Origin of the sequence: Mesorhizobium sp. M0854 (assembly GCF_040319815.1) — a bacterium.
GTDB lineage: Bacteria > Pseudomonadota > Alphaproteobacteria > Rhizobiales > Rhizobiaceae > Mesorhizobium.
In genome coordinates this window covers 51,620-65,675 of sequence record NZ_JAMYOL010000006.1, presented here as the reverse complement: position 1 = coordinate 65,675, position 14,056 = coordinate 51,620, and the positions used below count along the sequence as shown (strand labels likewise).

Here is a 14,056-nt window from a genome sequence, read left to right as displayed (position 1 = left end):
GCTGGCGTGGAACACACCTCGCTTCTCGAACGCATCCTGCGCGGCATTGCCCTGGCGCTGGTCGTGATCTTCTTCATGTTCCCGATCGTCTGGATCCTGATGATGTCGTTCCAGACCAACGAGACAATCCTGCGGATTCCGCCGCAGCTTGTCTTCGAGCCGACGCTCGCCAACTACACTGCCTTGATCACCGGCAAGCTGATGACGGCGGCCGGCACGCTCGACATCGCCTTCATGCGCAACCTCTGGAATTCCGTCTTCCTGTCGGTCACCTCGGTTGCCGTCGCGTTGCTGCTCGGCGTTCCGGCGGCCTACGCCTTTGCGCGGCACAAATTCCGCGGCTCGGAGGACATTGCCTTTACGCTGCTGTCGTTCCGGTTTGCGCCGGCGCTGCTGGTGCTCCTGCCGCTCACCCTCTATTTCCAGAAGCTCGGGCTGGCCAACACCTATATCGGGCTGATCTGGGTCTATCAGTTGATCTGCCTGCCGTTGATCCTGTGGATCGTGCGCGGCTATTTCGAGGACATTCCCGCCGACATCGAATACGCCTACCGCATTGCCGGACATTCCTGGTTTGCCACCTTCCGCAAGATCGCGCTGCCGCTCGCCGGCCCAGGCATTGCCGCTGCCGGTCTGCTCGCCTTCATCTTTGCCTGGAACAATTTCGTTTTTGCGCTGGTGCTCGCCTCGGCCGACAAGCAGCCGGTGACGGTCGGCGCGCTCGCCTTCATCACCTCCTCGGGCATCCAGTATGGCCAGATCTCGGCGGCGATCGTGCTGTCGATCACGCCAACGCTGGCGCTCGCGCTCTATGCGCAACGCTATCTCGTCGAAGGCCTGTCGCTTGGCGCGGTGAAAGGATAGTCCGATGGCAAGCCTCGAACTGCGAAACATCGTCAAGCGCTATAAAAGCCAGACTGTTCTCGACAATCTGTCGCTGACCGTCGCCGACGGCGAAACGCTGGTCCTGTTCGGGCCGTCCGGCGCCGGCAAGACCGTGCTGCTGCGGCTGGTGGCCGGCGTCATCGACCCCGACGAGGGAAAGATACTCATCGGCGGCGAGGACATGACCGATCTCGACGCCGAGTTCCGCGGCGTCGGCATGGCATTTCAGAACTTCGCGTTGTTCCCGCATATGACGGCGTTCGATAACATTGCGACGCCGCTGCAGGCCAAGCACTCATCGCAAGGCACGATAAAGACCGGCGTCGAGAGCGTCGCCAAGCTGTTGAAAATCGGCCATGTGCTCAGCCACAAGCCGCGGGCGCTGTCCAATGGCCAGAAGCAACGCACCGCGCTTGCCCGCGCCCTGGTCGGCTCGCCGCCGCTGCTGCTGCTCGATGATCCCTTGCGCAACGTCGATGCCAAATTGCGCTTCGAAATGCGGCTGGAATTGCCAAGACTGCTGGCGGATCGTGGCGCGACCGTCATCTATGTCACCCAGGACTACAAGGAAGCGATGGCGCTCGGCGACCGCATCGCGGTGATGTCGCAGGGCGTCGTCAAACAGCTCGGCACGCCCGAGCAGATCTATCGCGAGCCGGCCAATGTCGAGATTGCCCGGCTGTTCGGCGACCCGACCATCAACCTTCTGGACGTCAAGCCGGCGCGGGACGCCAAGGGCATCTATGTTGGCTTGTCCAACGTCCAGGTCCATCTTGCCGGCGCTCATGAGGCGGCGGTCGGCCGCGACTGCGTGATCGGTTTGCGGCCGGAGGCGCTGGCGTTTGTCGATGAACGCACACTCGGCGCCATCCCGGTGACGGTCGAGGCTGAGACGCCGCTCAACGAGAAGATCGTCACGCTGGTGCGCACCGTGCGCGGCCGTGAAATCCTGGTTTCGCGTCCTTCCGGGACACCGGGCCAATCCGAGGGCAAGGTCTACATCGCCGTCGACAGTAAAAGCGCCCTTTTGTTCGATCGCACAAGCGGCGAGCGCATCGGCTCGAAAAACGTCGTCAATTTGCGCAGCGGAGAAGCGGCATGAGCCCGACCGCAATCACCATTTCGGGCGTCGACAAGTTCTACGGTCCGATCGACCGTGGCGTACACGCCGTCAAGAACCTGACGATGGAAATCGCCAAGGGCGAGATCGTGGCGCTGCTCGGCTCGTCCGGCTGCGGCAAGACCTCGACATTGCGCATGATCGCAGGCTTCGAAGAGGTCTCGCGCGGTAGCATCTCGGTTGCCGGCCGCAAGGTGCACACGTTGCCGCCGGTCAGGCGCAACGTCGCAATGGCCTTCGAGGGCTATTCGCTCTACCCGCCGCTGACCGTGCGCGAGAACATGGCCTTCGCCCTCAAGGCCGCCAGGCTGGCGAAGAGTGCGGTCGATGCAAAGGTTGCCAACATCGCCAAGCTGCTCGAGATCGGGGACATTCTCGAGCGCTATCCGAGCTCGATCTCCGGCGGCCAGCAGCAGCGCGCCAGCCTCGGCCGGGCGCTGATCCGCGAGGCCGACCTGCATCTGCTGGACGAGCCGATGGGCCAGCTCGAGCCGCAGCTTCGCGCCGTGCTGCGCGGCCGCATCAAGCATTTCATCAAGGAGCGTGGCCTGACCGCGATCCTGGTCACCCACGACCAGACCGAGGCCAATGCGCTGGCCGATCGCATCGCTGTCATGGAGGGCGGCGTGCTGCAGCAGTTCGATACGCCTGACAGGCTCAAGGAGCGGCCGGCAAACCTGTTCACCGGCACCTTCGTTGGCGAGCCGCCGATGAATGTCTTCGAGGCCTATGTCGGCACGGCTGCCGGCAAGATCAGTCTCAAGCTGCCCGACGGGCTTTCGCTCGACTACGACAAGGATGCGTTCAGCGGCCCGGTTCGCGACGAATTGCTCAACCGGCAGCGCGTCGTCATCGGCGTCAGGCCCTATGCGGTCCGCCGCTCGAAGGATGGTGTGCCGGCGACGGTTTCGGCCAATCAATGGCTCGGCGACCAGACCCATATCGCCGCCGATTTCGCCGGCGGTTCGCTGGTCCTGGTCGAACATGACCGAACCCGCTTGGAGCTTGGCGCGCCGATCAAGATCAGCATCGATCCGAAAAACCTTCACGTCTTCGATCAGGCGAGCGGCAATGCCATTTCGCACGGCACGGAGCTGGCTTGATGCAGGATGTGCTGATCGGCATCGACGCCGGCACGTCTGTCATAAAATCCGTCGCCTTTGACACGGCGGGCAGGCAGATCGCGTCCGCCGCGCTGCCCAATAAATACGAGACACTGCCGGGCGGCGGCGCCGAGCAGGACCTGACACGCACCTGGGCCGATACCGCGACGACCTTGCGCGAGCTTGCCGACAGGGTGCCGGATCTCGCCAGCCGGACCATTGCCATCGCCGTGACCGGGCAGGGCGACGGTACCTGGCTGATCGACAAGGATGGCGAGCCGGTTGCCAAGGGCTGGCTGTGGCTCGACGCGCGCGCTGCCGCGGTCGTCGAGGAGATCCGCGCGCGGCCGGAGGACCGGCTGCGCTTCGAAAAGACCGGCAGCGGGCTCGCTGCCTGCCAGCAGGGATCGCAGTTCGTGTTCATGAAGCGCCACATGCCCGCGATGCTTGCCAATGCAGCGACGGCGTTCCACTGCAAGGACTGGCTCTATTTCAAGTTGACCGGCCACCGCGCCACCGACCCGTCCGAGGGCACCTTCACCTTCGGCGACTTCCGCACGCGCGGCTATTGCGATGATGTGCTCGAGGTACTCGGCGTCACCGATCTCCGGCATCTGTTGCCGCCCATCGTCGATGGCACCAGGCAAAGCACCTCGCTGTCGGTGGCAGCAGCCGATGCGACCGGCCTGCTCGCCGGCACACCGGTCGTTCTGGCCTATGTCGATGTCGCCTGCACGGCGCTCGGCGCCGGCCTGTTCGATCGCGAACGCAAGCCGGGATGCTCGATCATCGGCTCCACCGGAATGCATATGCGGCTTGCCGAAACGCCGGACGAGGTTCTGCTCAACGACGCTGCAACCGGCTACACGATGACGATGCCGGCACCCGGCGTCTTTGCGCAGATGCAGTCGAACATGGCGGCAACGCTCAATATCGACTGGGTCCTTGGCCTCGCCTCCGGCATTCTCGCCTCGCAAGGGATTACGCGGACCAATGGCGAGATGATCGCGCTGGTCGACCAGTGGATATCGTCGTCTGAGCCAGGCTCGCTGCTCTACCAGCCCTATGTCTCGGAGGCCGGCGAGCGCGGGCCGTTCGTCGATGCCAATGCCAGGGCCGGCTTCATCGGCATTTCGTCCAGGCACGGCTATGCCGACATGGTCCGCGCGGTGTTCGAGGGGCTGGCTTTCGCGGCACGCGATTGCTACGCCGCCATGGGGCCACTGCCCAAGGAAATCCGCCTGACCGGCGGAGCGGCCAGGAGCCCGGCTCTGCGCAAGATCCTGGGTGCTGCGGTCGGCGCCGACATTCGCACCAGCGAGCGCGAGGAGGCCGGTGCTGCGGGCGCCGCAATGATTGCTGCGGTCTGCGTCGGCCAGTACGCATCGATGGACGATTGCGTCAGTGAATGGGTCACGCCTTTGCTCCGTGCGGCCGAGCCCAGCGACCGGAAACTTGCCGCTGCCTATGAGGCGATGGCCCCGTCCTACACATTGGCGCATGAGGCGCTGCGGCCGGTCTGGCGTTCGATGGCCGCGTCCAGGCAAACCGACGTGAATTGAGAAGAGCATGCCCAAGAAAATTGCGATCATCGGCGACCGCTTCATGCTTCCGGAAGTGTTTCGCGAGAAAATCGAGGCGGCCTGCGGCGACAACCTCGACATCCGCAGCATTGAGACCGCTTGGCCCGACGAGCCGATGCAATTCGGCAATGCCGCGCTTGGTCTGGACAAGGTCAAGGAGTATTTTGGCGATCCCGACGAGGTGGTGGATTTCATCGGCGACGCCGAAATCTTCGTCACCCAGCTTGCGCCGCTCTCCGAAAGCATGATGCAGCGCCTGCCCACGCTCAAGCTGGTTGCGGTCTCGCGCGGCGGACCGATCAACATCGACATGGCCGCCGCCAAGGCCCACGGCATCACCGTGGTCAATGTGCCCGGCCGCAATGCCAGCGCCGTAGCCGAGTTCACCATCGGCGCCATTCTCGCCGAAACGCGGCTGATCCGCGTCGGCCACGAAGCCTTGCGCAAGGGCGAGTGGCGCGGCGATCTCTACCGCGCCGACCGTACCGGCCGCGAGCTCAACGAAATGACCGTCGGCGTCATCGGCTACGGCAATATCGGCACCAGGCTGGTTCGGCTGCTGCGCGCCTTCGGCTGCCGCATCTTGGTTTGCGATCCCTATGTGCAATTGAGCGCCGAGGACCGCAATGCCGGCGTCGAGCTGGTTGCGCTGGACGATCTGCTGTCGCGCTCCGATGTGGTCACGCTGCACTCCCGCGTCACCGAGGAGACGCGCGGTCTGATCGCCAAGGACACCATCGCCCGGATGAAACCCGGCGTGATCTTCGTCAATACCGCGCGCGGACCGCTGGTCGATTACGATGCGCTCTACGAGGCGCTCGTCTCGGGACACATCGGCAGTGCTATGCTGGAGACGTTCGCCGTCGAGCCGGTGCCTGCCGACTGGCCCTTGCTGCAGCTGCCGAACGTGACATTGACGCCGCATATCGCCGGCGCGTCGGTACGCACCGTGACCTACGCGGCCGAGCAGGCGGCCGAGGAAGTGCGCCGCTTCATCGCCGGTCTGCCTCCGGTCAATCCATGCTGACGACAGGGCATAGAGCGAGATGAGCGGTGAAACCGAAATCGTCGACCTCTTCGTCATCGGCGGCGGCGTCAATGGCGCCGGCATCGCGCGCGATGCGGCAGGCCGGGGCCTGTCGGTCATTCTTTGCGAAAAAGACGATCTCGCCGAGGGCACCAGTTCGCGATCGGGAAAGCTCGTTCATGGCGGTTTGCGCTATCTCGAATATTACGAGTTCCGCTTGGTGCGGGAGGCGCTGATCGAGCGCGAGGTGCTGCTCGAATCCGCGCCGCACATCATCTGGCCGATGCGCTTCGTGCTGCCACACAGCCCCGATGATCGGCCGGCCTGGCTGGTGCGGCTCGGCCTGCTCCTCTACGACCATCTTGGCGGCCGCAAGCGACTGCCGGCCACCCGCACGCTCGACCTGCGCACCGCGCCAGAAGGCGCGCCGATCAAGGACAGCTTCAAGCGCGGCTTCGAATATTCCGACTGCTGGGTCGACGACGCCCGCCTGGTCGTCATCAATGCGCTCGACGCCGCGGAGCGTGGGGCCAGGATATTCACCCGCACTGCCTGCACCGCCGCCCGCCGCGAAAACGGCCTGTGGTCGGTGGAGATGCGCGACGGTCGAACCGGCGTCAGGACCACAGTCCGGGCGCGGGCGCTGATCAACGCCGCCGGACCCTGGGTCAACGACGTCATCAACCGCGTCGCCGGCCAGAATTCCAGGCGCAACGTGCGCCTGGTCAAGGGCAGCCACATAGTCGTGCCAAAATTCTGGGAAGGGCGACAGGCCTATCTCGTCCAAAACAGCGACAAGCGCGTGATCTTCATCAATCCCTACCAGAACGATCTGGCGCTGATCGGTACCACCGACATTCCCTATGACGGGCGGCCGGAGGACGTGACCGCCGATGCCAGCGAGATCGATTACCTGATCAAGGCAGTCAATCGCTACTTCAAGCGCCAGCTTGCGCGCAGCGACGTCGTCTACTCGTTTTCCGGCGTCAGGCCGCTCTATGACGACAATGCCGACAATCCGAGCGCGGTGACCCGCGATTACATATTCGAACTCGACGCACCGGCTGGGCAGGCGCCGCTGCTTTCGGTCTTCGGCGGCAAGATCACCACCTTCCGCAAATTGGCCGAGCACGCGCTCGACCGTATCGCCCCGTTCTTTCCGAAAATGGGCAAGCCGTGGACCTCGAAAGGGCACCTGCCGGGCGGCGATATCGCCAATGCCGATTTCGAGCAGTTTCTGGGCGACCTCGGCCATGAATTTCCCTGGATGCCGGCATCGCTGGTCAAGCATTACGGCAGGCTCTACGGCACAAGGACGCGCGATCTGGTCGGCGCGGCCACCTCGCTCGCCGAACTGGGCCGGCGCTTCGGCAAGGATTTTTTCGAGCGCGAAGCCAATTACCTGTTCGAGCATGAATGGGCCGAGACCGCCGCCGATATTCTCGAAAGGCGCACCAAGCACGGCCTGCATCTGTCCGCCGCGGAAAGAACCGCCTTCGAGGACTGGTGCTCGAGCCGGCTGGCAAAGGCCGGCTGATGGCCTTTACGCTTTCGCTCAACACCAATCCGCTGGTCAACCGCTTTGCGGAGCCGGACGACCTGATCGACGCGATCGCCTATCAGATCGGTATCAGGGATGTCCAACTCACCCATGAATTCGTCAATCCCGGCTGGCCGGCGGCGACGATCGCCAAATTCGTCCGCCTGTTCCGCTCCGCGCTCAACCGCACCGGTGTGCGCGTGACCTCCGCGATGACCGGCCCTTACGGCCGGCTCAATCATTTCGGCCATCCCGATGCCGACGTGCGGCGCTACTATGTCGACTGGTTCAAGACCTTTTCAGAAGTTTCGGCCGAGCTCGGCGCCGCGGGCATCGGCACGCAATTCGCGATCTTCACCCACCGGGATTACGACAATCCTGAACGTCGCGCGCGGCTTTTCGACATCGCGCTGGAATGCTGGCGCGAGGTCGCCGAACATGCCAAAGCAGCCGGCTTGACCTACCTGTTCTGGGAGCCGATGTCGGTCGGCCGCGAATTCGGCCATACGATCGAAAGCTGCCGGGCACTGCAGCGCGAGATCGAAGCGGCCGGCATGGCGATCCCGCTCAACATGATGGTCGACATCGACCATGGCGACGTGACCTCGAGCAATCCGGCGGACACCGACCCTTATGCCTGGGCCGAAGCCTTTCCCAGGAAATCGCCGATCATCCACGTCAAGCAGTCGTCGATGAACAAGGGTGGTCACTGGCCGTTCATTGCCGCTCACAACAAGGACGGCCGCATCACGCCGGAAAAGCTGCTGGAGACGGTTCGCCGTGGCGGCGGCGTCGACAACGAGATCTGCCTCGAATTGTCGTTCCGCGAGCGCGAGCCCGTCGACCACGAGGTCATCGCCATGATCCGCGAGTCGGTCGACTACTGGGCACCATTTATAGAGACCGGCAGGGCCGATCTCTTGCCGCGAGCATGATCGGATGAGCAGGAGCTGAGGCAGCTCCTGCTCAGAACCGGAATACGTCAGCCAAATTTCGGATCGAGGCTTCCGGACTTGTAGCGCTTGGCCATTTCCGACAGCGGCAGCGGCTTGATCTTCGGTGCGTTGCCGGCGGTGCCGAATTGCTCGAAGCGCTCCTTGCACAGCTTCCGCATCGCGGCCATTGCCGGCGTCAAATATTTGCGCGGATCGAATTCGGCCGGGTTCTCAGTCAGCACCTTGCGGATTGCGCCGGTCAGCGCCATGCGGTTGTCGGTATCGATATTGATCTTGCGCACCCCGTGCTTGATGCCGCGCTGGATCTCTTCGACCGGCACGCCCCATGTCGGCTTCATCTGGCCGCCATATTTGTTGATGATCTCCTGCAACTCCTCTGGCACCGAGGACGAGCCGTGCATGACGAGATGCATGCTCGGCAGACGGCGGTGGATTTCCTCGATGACGTTCATGGCCAGTACAGCGCCGTCCGGCTTGCGGCTGAACTTGTAGGCGCCGTGGCTGGTGCCCATGGCGACGGCCAGCGCATCGACACGGGTGTCGCGCACGAATTGTTCGGCCTGCACCGGGTCGGTCAGCAGCTGTTCGTGGCTGATGACGCCCTCGACGCCATGGCCGTCCTCCTGCTCGCCGCCGCCCATCTCCAGCGATCCGAGAACGCCGATCTCGCCTTCCACCGAGACGCCGCCCCAATGCGCCATGTCGACGACGCGGCGGGTGATGCCGGAATTATAGGCGTAGTCGGCCGGCGTCTTGCCGTCTTCCTTCAGCGATCCGTCCATCATCACCGAAGTGAAGCCGTGCTGGATCGCGGTGACGCAGGTCGCTTCGTTGTTGCCATGGTCGAGATGCATGCAGACCGGGATATCGGGATGGATTTCGACCAGCGCGTCGATCAGCTTGGCCAGCACCACATCGTTGGCGTAGGCTCGCGCGCCGCGGCTCGCCTGCAGGATAACCGGCGATTTGGTCTCCTCGGCTGCCTCCATGATGGCGAGGCCCTGTTCCATATTGTTCATGTTGAAGGCAGGCACGCCATAGCCGTATTCGGCGGCATGATCGAGCAATTGTCTCAGTGTGATGCGAGCCACTCAGTAGTCTCCCGTATCCGGTTTCGAGCCAGTGTTTGCGGGCCGTTCGGTTGTCGTCGAGCCCCTAATGCTTCTGGCCGGATTTCCGCGGCACCGCAACCGCTGGGCGCTCGGCCGGCAGCAATTCTTGTTACAGGACGCGACCAGAAGCGTCATGATATCCCATAGAGATATAACATTATCACAAAAAATTTGGTGGCTTGTGCGACGTTTGCTGTTATATCTCGGAACCGGATTGCACGAGGAAGCCGCGGAAATGAAGAGCGACGGCCGTCGGCAAGGCATCATGGATTTTCTGATGGACATCGGCACCGCCAGTGTCGACGATCTTGCCTCACGCTTCGGCGTGTCAAAGATGACTGTCCACCGCGACCTCGACGAGCTCGAGGAAAGCGGCTTCCTGCGCAAGGTGCGCGGCGGCGCCTCGATCCAGCCGAGCAGCCTTTTCGAGAGCGATTTCCGCTACCGCCAGCGGCTGGCCGGCGACGAGAAGAAGCGCATCGCCGCCGCTGCCGTGACGATGATCGAACCGGGTCAGACGGTGATCATCGACGACGGCTCAACCGCGGGCGGCGTTGCTCGGCATCTTGCCGATCTGCGTCCGCTGACGGTGATCTCGAACAATCTGGCTGTCATCCAGGATTTGGCGGGCGTTGCCGGCATCAACCTGATTGCGCTCGGCGGCCAATACAACAAGAAGTTTCACGGCTTCTTCGGCCTGCTCGCCGAGGACACGCTGAAATCATTGCGCGCCGATGTCGCGTTCCTGTCGTCATCGGCCATCCATGGTGCCTCTGCCTTTCACCAGGATCAGGAAGTGGTCCAGACCAAACGGTTGATGATGGCCGCAGCAGCGCGCAAATATCTGCTGGTCGATCATGGGAAATTCGGCCGCACTGCCTTGCACTTCCTGACAGATCTCAAGGCCTTTGACACGGTCTTCACCGGCCGCGAGCCGCAGCCGCAGATGCGCGCCGCGCTGGATGGTGCCGGCGTTTCGCTGACAGTGATCGCAGAATAGGAGGGCACGTATGGTTTATTGGGTCGGCACCAGCTGGAAAATGAACAAGACGCTCGCCGAGGCGATGGCTTTCGCCGAGGCGCTGGCGGAGTTCGTCCCCGGTTTCGACGAGCGCATCCAGCCTTTCGTCATCCCGCCCTTCACGGCGATCCGCGAGGTCAAGAAAGCGCTGTCGCCGACGCGCATCAAGGTCGGCGCGCAGAACATGCATTGGGCCGACGCCGGCGCCTGGACCGGCGAGATCTCGCCGGTCATGCTGAAAGACTGCGGCCTCGACATGGTCGAGCTCGGCCACAGCGAACAGCGCGAGCATTTCGGCGAGACCGACAACGCCGTCGGTCTGAAGACTGCGGCGGCGGTGAAGCACGGTCTCGTGCCACTCATCTGCGTCGGCGAGACCCTGGCTCAACGCGACAGCGGGCAGGCCGCTGCGGTGCTGGCCTTGCAGGTGCACGGCGCGCTGCAGTTTCTCGAAGGCGCGGCGAAGGCGGCGACGATCCTGTTTGCCTATGAGCCCGTCTGGGCGATCGGCGACAAGGGCGTGCCGGCCAGTTCGGACTATGCCGACAGGCAGCAGGCGCTAATCAAGAAAATCGCACGCGACCTGCTGCCGGCGGTGCCGCCGGTGCTTTATGGCGGCAGCGTCAATCCGCAAAATGCCGCCGAACTGGTCGGCCAGCCCAACATCGACGGCTTGTTCATCGGCCGCTCGGCCTGGCAGGCGGACGGCTATATCGACATCCTCAAGCGCGCCTCGGCGGCGATCTGAACATCAAACAGGAAGGAAACGGAACATGAAAATTGCCATTGGAGCTGATAGCGCCGGTAAGCCGCTGCTCGACGTCATTGCCGCTCACCTCGCTACCAAGCCCGGCCTCACGGTTAGCGACCTCAGCCAGTCGGGCTACTATGCCGACCTGTCACAGAAGCTCGCGCAGACCATCCTGGACGGCGAAAACGATCGCGGCATCCTGTTTTGCGGCACCGGCATCGGCGTATCCATATCCGCCAACAAGGTGCCCGGCATTCGCGCCGCACTCACCCACGACACCTATTCGGCCGAGCGCGCGGCAAAATCCAACAACGCCCAGATCATCACCATGGGCGCCCGCGTCATCGGCCCGGAACTGGCCAAGTCGATCGTCGATGCATGGCTTGCATCAGAATTCGATGAGAAGGGACCATCGGCCGGCAATGTCCAGGCCATCGACAGGCTCGACGCGGCGAAGCGGGGTTAAGCCAGACTGTTCCACATCGCTCTGATGATCGTCACGGCCGATGCGGCGCCGGGGTCCATATGCCCGAGCGAGCGCTCGCCGAGCCGCGATGAGCGGCCCTTGGCGGCGATCATGTCCTTGGTCGCCTCGGCACCTCGTTCGGCCGCTGCAAGTGCAGCCTCCAGGCTCTCGGACAGGCTCTTGCCGGCTTCCTGCGCGGCACCCGCTGCTTGCGCAGCCGGCAGCCAGGCGTCGACCATGGTCTTTTCGCCGAGCTCGGCCTTGCCGCGATCCTGGATGCCTTGCGCCATCGCCCGGAGCATGGCAATGGTGTCAGCGTCCTCCAGAATTGCCTTGCCTTTGACGGCGGCGGCACCGCGCATGAAGGCGGTCGCATAGAGCGGGCCTGACGAGGCGCCGACCGCGTTGAGGAAGGATTTCGCCGCAGTGTTGAGCAGCGCCGTCGGCTCGGTCGCCGCGAGGTCGAGTTGCGCTAGTGTATCGCGCGCAGCTGTGAAGCCTAGTGCCATGGCGATGCCATGGTCGGCGTCGCCGATGACGCCGTCGAGTTGGCAGAGCCTGTCCTTGTCGGCGTCGATCGCCGCCGCGATCTCATCGAACATTCTTTTCAAGCCGACTGAATCGATCGAGGTCATGATGCTTTCTCAGCCGGCGCGGAACATGGCGCAGTCGCAAGGATGATCGAGCATCGCCTGCAACTCGCCGTCGAGATGCATCAGCGTCACCGAGGCGCCGGCCATTTCGAGCGAGGTGCAGTAATTGCCGACCCAGGTCGCGTGGACGGAAACGCTGATCTCGTCGAGCCTCTGCTTGACGCGTCGGTTCATGATGTAGAGCTCCATCAGCGGCGTCGAGCCGAGCGAATTGACCAGCACCGCGACCTTATCGCCGCGCGCCAGCGCCATCTCGTCGAGGACCTTGTCCAGCATTTCGTCGGTGATCTCGTCGGCCGTTTTCAACTTTCCGCGCGCGATGCCTGGCTCGCCATGGATGCCCATGCCGATCTCCATCTCGTCCGGTCCGATCTCGAAATTGGGCCGGCGGGTCTGCGGCAGCGAGCAGGGCGACAGCGCCACGCCCATGGTGAAGGTGTGATCGTTGGCCTTCCTGGCGATACGCTCGCATTCATCGAATGACAGCATCTGGTCGCATGCGGCACCGGCGGCCTTGAAGATGAAGAAATTGCCGGCGACGCCGCGCCGCTTCTGCCTCTGGTCGCGCGGCGCCGAGGCGACATCGTCGGTGGTCAGCACGGTGCGCACCTCGATGTCGTCCATTGCCGCCATTTCGGCGGCCATGTCGAAGTTCATCACGTCGCCGGCATAGTTGCCGTACATGAACAGCACGCCGGCGCCACCGCTGGCCGCCTTGGCGCATTCGAGGATCGGGTCCGGCGGCGGCGAGGCGAAGACATTGCCGATCGCGGCGGCGTCGGCCAGCCCCTTGCCGACGAAACCGAGGAAGGTCGGCTCGTGGCCCGAGCCGCCACCGATGACGAGACCGACCTTGCCTGGGCGTGGGCCGTCGCGGGCGATGATGGAGCGCCGGCTGCCGTCCGCACTTCTGAGATGGCGCGGATGCGCGGCCAGGATGCCCTCCAGCATCTCGTCGACGGAGCGATTGCCGTCATTGATGATCTTCTTGGTCTGCACCGGCATCCTCCTGCTTCGTGAGATACTACAGCGCCTTACCGGGATTTCCACCCGGCGGTGGAGGTTTCACGCCGCGATGTGTTCGCGTGCTGCCAGCAGTTGCACGCAGGCACTGGCCGCCTCTTTGCCCTTGACCTTGAAATGCTCGAAGAAGAAGCGGTGATGGTCCGCGCTGTCATGGTAGTTGTGCGGCGTCAGCACCGCCGAAAGCACCGGCACGCCAGTCGACAATTGCACATTCATCATGCCGTCGATGACCGCGCTTGCAACAAACTCGTGCCGGTAGATGCCGCCATTGACGACGAACGCGGCGCCGAGGATAGCGGCATAGCGGCCGGTCACGGCAAGCGTCTTTGCATGCAGGGGAATCTCATAAGCGCCAGGCACATCGAAGACATCGACGGCAACGCGTTTCTCTCCGAGAACCGCCAGTTCCGCCTCGAATGCTTCAACGCATTGGTCGACGATATCGGCATGCCAACGCGCGCGAATGACGGCAACGCGGATCGTTTCATAGTCGTTGTGGGAATGCTGATTCATGGGTCCATCCTTCCGTTTCGAACCAGAATCAGGACGCACGATATGGAGTCCGAACCGCGAAAGCGGACCGTCTTCCATTTCGTTCTCTTCCATCCGGACTGTGACCGTCGGCTCCGGAATCACACCGGATCTGCTGACCCCTCCGGCTAACCGGAAAGCGCTCGCGGGCTTGGGCCGAGACCCTTACCGCCGGTGGGGACTTTCGCCCCGCCCTGAGAACATTGACGGCGTTTGTATGGAAGGACCGGAAAGCGCTGTCAACCACCGGCATCGTCATCGATGGCGCAGAAATAGCGATCC

At 63.4% G+C, this 14,056-nt stretch carries 14 protein-coding genes and 1 riboswitch; of the genes, 10 read left to right on the top strand and 4 right to left on the bottom strand.

Features of this window, described 5'->3' with window-relative positions; genetic code table 11:
• Positions 1-6 precede the first annotated feature (6 nt).
• Genes NKH99_RS12450 through NKH99_RS12420 form a run of 7 tightly spaced genes read left to right on the top strand, consistent with a single transcriptional unit; the run spans position 7 to position 8,193 of the window.
• Positions 7-864 carry a carbohydrate ABC transporter permease gene (locus tag NKH99_RS12450; protein WP_023676025.1) on the top strand — a complete coding sequence of 286 codons (858 nt, stop codon included), beginning with the start codon at positions 7-9 and terminating at the stop codon, positions 862-864.
• Between the two features lie 4 nt (positions 865-868).
• Entirely contained in the window at positions 869-1,987 is a 1,119-nt protein-coding gene (locus tag NKH99_RS12445; protein WP_352502996.1) for an ABC transporter ATP-binding protein, read from the top strand.
• Complete coding sequence (locus NKH99_RS12440) at positions 1,984-3,108, top strand: ABC transporter ATP-binding protein (protein ID WP_353014256.1); 1,125 nt, start codon at positions 1,984-1,986, stop codon at positions 3,106-3,108. The genes NKH99_RS12445 and NKH99_RS12440 overlap by 4 nt, the downstream gene beginning before the upstream one ends.
• Positions 3,108-4,670, top strand: a complete 1,563-nt coding sequence (locus tag NKH99_RS12435) for an FGGY-family carbohydrate kinase (protein WP_353014254.1) — start codon at positions 3,108-3,110, stop codon at positions 4,668-4,670. Before NKH99_RS12440 ends, NKH99_RS12435 begins: the two co-directional genes overlap by 1 nt.
• 7 nt (positions 4,671-4,677) lie before the next feature.
• Complete coding sequence (locus NKH99_RS12430; protein WP_353014252.1) at positions 4,678-5,718, top strand: 2-hydroxyacid dehydrogenase; 1,041 nt, start codon at positions 4,678-4,680, stop codon at positions 5,716-5,718.
• A gap of 19 nt (positions 5,719-5,737) precedes the next feature.
• On the top strand, positions 5,738-7,255 hold the full coding sequence (locus NKH99_RS12425) for a glycerol-3-phosphate dehydrogenase (protein WP_353014250.1): 1,518 nt from the start codon (positions 5,738-5,740) through the stop codon (positions 7,253-7,255).
• Positions 7,255-8,193 (top strand): sugar phosphate isomerase/epimerase family protein, encoded by a 939-nt coding sequence (locus NKH99_RS12420; RefSeq protein ID WP_353014381.1) that lies wholly within the window; start codon positions 7,255-7,257, stop codon positions 8,191-8,193. Before NKH99_RS12425 ends, NKH99_RS12420 begins: the two co-directional genes overlap by 1 nt.
• A gap of 47 nt (positions 8,194-8,240) precedes the next feature.
• Here the strand turns inward: NKH99_RS12420 and fba are convergent, their stop codons facing one another.
• Entirely contained in the window at positions 8,241-9,305 is a 1,065-nt protein-coding gene (gene fba / locus NKH99_RS12415) for a class II fructose-bisphosphate aldolase (RefSeq protein WP_353014248.1), read from the bottom strand.
• A gap of 256 nt (positions 9,306-9,561) precedes the next feature.
• Here fba and NKH99_RS12410 point away from each other — a divergent pair, with 256 nt between their 5' ends.
• Genes NKH99_RS12410 through derI form a run of 3 tightly spaced genes read left to right on the top strand, consistent with a single transcriptional unit; the run spans position 9,562 to position 11,564 of the window.
• Entirely contained in the window at positions 9,562-10,326 is a 765-nt protein-coding gene (locus tag NKH99_RS12410; protein WP_023676017.1) for a DeoR/GlpR family DNA-binding transcription regulator, read from the top strand.
• Positions 10,327-10,336: 10 nt separating this feature from the next.
• A complete protein-coding gene (locus NKH99_RS12405; RefSeq protein ID WP_353014246.1) occupies positions 10,337-11,095 on the top strand; it encodes a triose-phosphate isomerase in 759 nt (252 codons plus the stop codon).
• Between the two features lie 25 nt (positions 11,096-11,120).
• Positions 11,121-11,564, top strand: coding sequence for a D-erythrulose-4-phosphate isomerase (derI, locus tag NKH99_RS12400; RefSeq protein WP_023676015.1), 444 nt, complete (start codon positions 11,121-11,123; stop codon positions 11,562-11,564).
• On the opposite strand, the gene dhaL is transcribed toward derI, so the two are convergent.
• The 3 genes from dhaL to NKH99_RS12385 form a co-directional block, all read right to left on the bottom strand.
• Positions 11,561-12,199 (bottom strand): dihydroxyacetone kinase subunit DhaL, encoded by a 639-nt coding sequence (gene dhaL / locus NKH99_RS12395; protein WP_353014244.1) that lies wholly within the window; start codon positions 12,197-12,199, stop codon positions 11,561-11,563. The genes derI and dhaL overlap by 4 nt on opposite strands.
• A gap of 9 nt (positions 12,200-12,208) precedes the next feature.
• The gene (locus NKH99_RS12390) at positions 12,209-13,216 is read right to left on the bottom strand and encodes a dihydroxyacetone kinase subunit DhaK (RefSeq protein WP_353014242.1); all 1,008 of its coding nucleotides are present in this window, start codon (positions 13,214-13,216) and stop codon (positions 12,209-12,211) included.
• A gap of 66 nt (positions 13,217-13,282) precedes the next feature.
• Positions 13,283-13,756: a 6,7-dimethyl-8-ribityllumazine synthase gene (locus NKH99_RS12385; RefSeq protein WP_352472274.1), complete on the bottom strand. Its 474-nt coding sequence runs from the start codon at positions 13,754-13,756 to the stop codon at positions 13,283-13,285.
• Positions 13,757-13,833: 77 nt separating this feature from the next.
• Positions 13,834-13,980, bottom strand: a riboswitch (FMN riboswitch).
• Positions 13,981-14,056: the final 76 nt, after the last annotated feature.

Bases quoted from the DNA above. Each gene is read 5' to 3' on its own strand.
- derI (WP_023676015.1), top strand. From the start codon at position 11,121: ATGAAAATTGCCATTGGAGCTGATAGCGCCGGTAAGCCGCTGCTCGAC.
- NKH99_RS12425 (WP_353014250.1), top strand. From the start codon at position 5,738: ATGAGCGGTGAAACCGAAATCGTCGACCTCTTCGTCATCGGCGGCGGC.
- NKH99_RS12420 (WP_353014381.1), top strand. From the start codon at position 7,255: ATGGCCTTTACGCTTTCGCTCAACACCAATCCGCTGGTCAACCGCTTT.
- NKH99_RS12430 (WP_353014252.1), top strand. From the start codon at position 4,678: ATGCCCAAGAAAATTGCGATCATCGGCGACCGCTTCATGCTTCCGGAA.
- NKH99_RS12385 (WP_352472274.1), bottom strand. From the start codon at position 13,756: ATGAATCAGCATTCCCACAACGACTATGAAACGATCCGCGTTGCCGTC.
- dhaL (WP_353014244.1), bottom strand. From the start codon at position 12,199: ATGACCTCGATCGATTCAGTCGGCTTGAAAAGAATGTTCGATGAGATC.
- NKH99_RS12445 (WP_352502996.1), top strand. From the start codon at position 869: ATGGCAAGCCTCGAACTGCGAAACATCGTCAAGCGCTATAAAAGCCAG.
- NKH99_RS12405 (WP_353014246.1), top strand. From the start codon at position 10,337: ATGGTTTATTGGGTCGGCACCAGCTGGAAAATGAACAAGACGCTCGCC.
- NKH99_RS12440 (WP_353014256.1), top strand. From the start codon at position 1,984: ATGAGCCCGACCGCAATCACCATTTCGGGCGTCGACAAGTTCTACGGT.
- NKH99_RS12435 (WP_353014254.1), top strand. From the start codon at position 3,108: ATGCAGGATGTGCTGATCGGCATCGACGCCGGCACGTCTGTCATAAAA.
- NKH99_RS12410 (WP_023676017.1), top strand. From the start codon at position 9,562: ATGAAGAGCGACGGCCGTCGGCAAGGCATCATGGATTTTCTGATGGAC.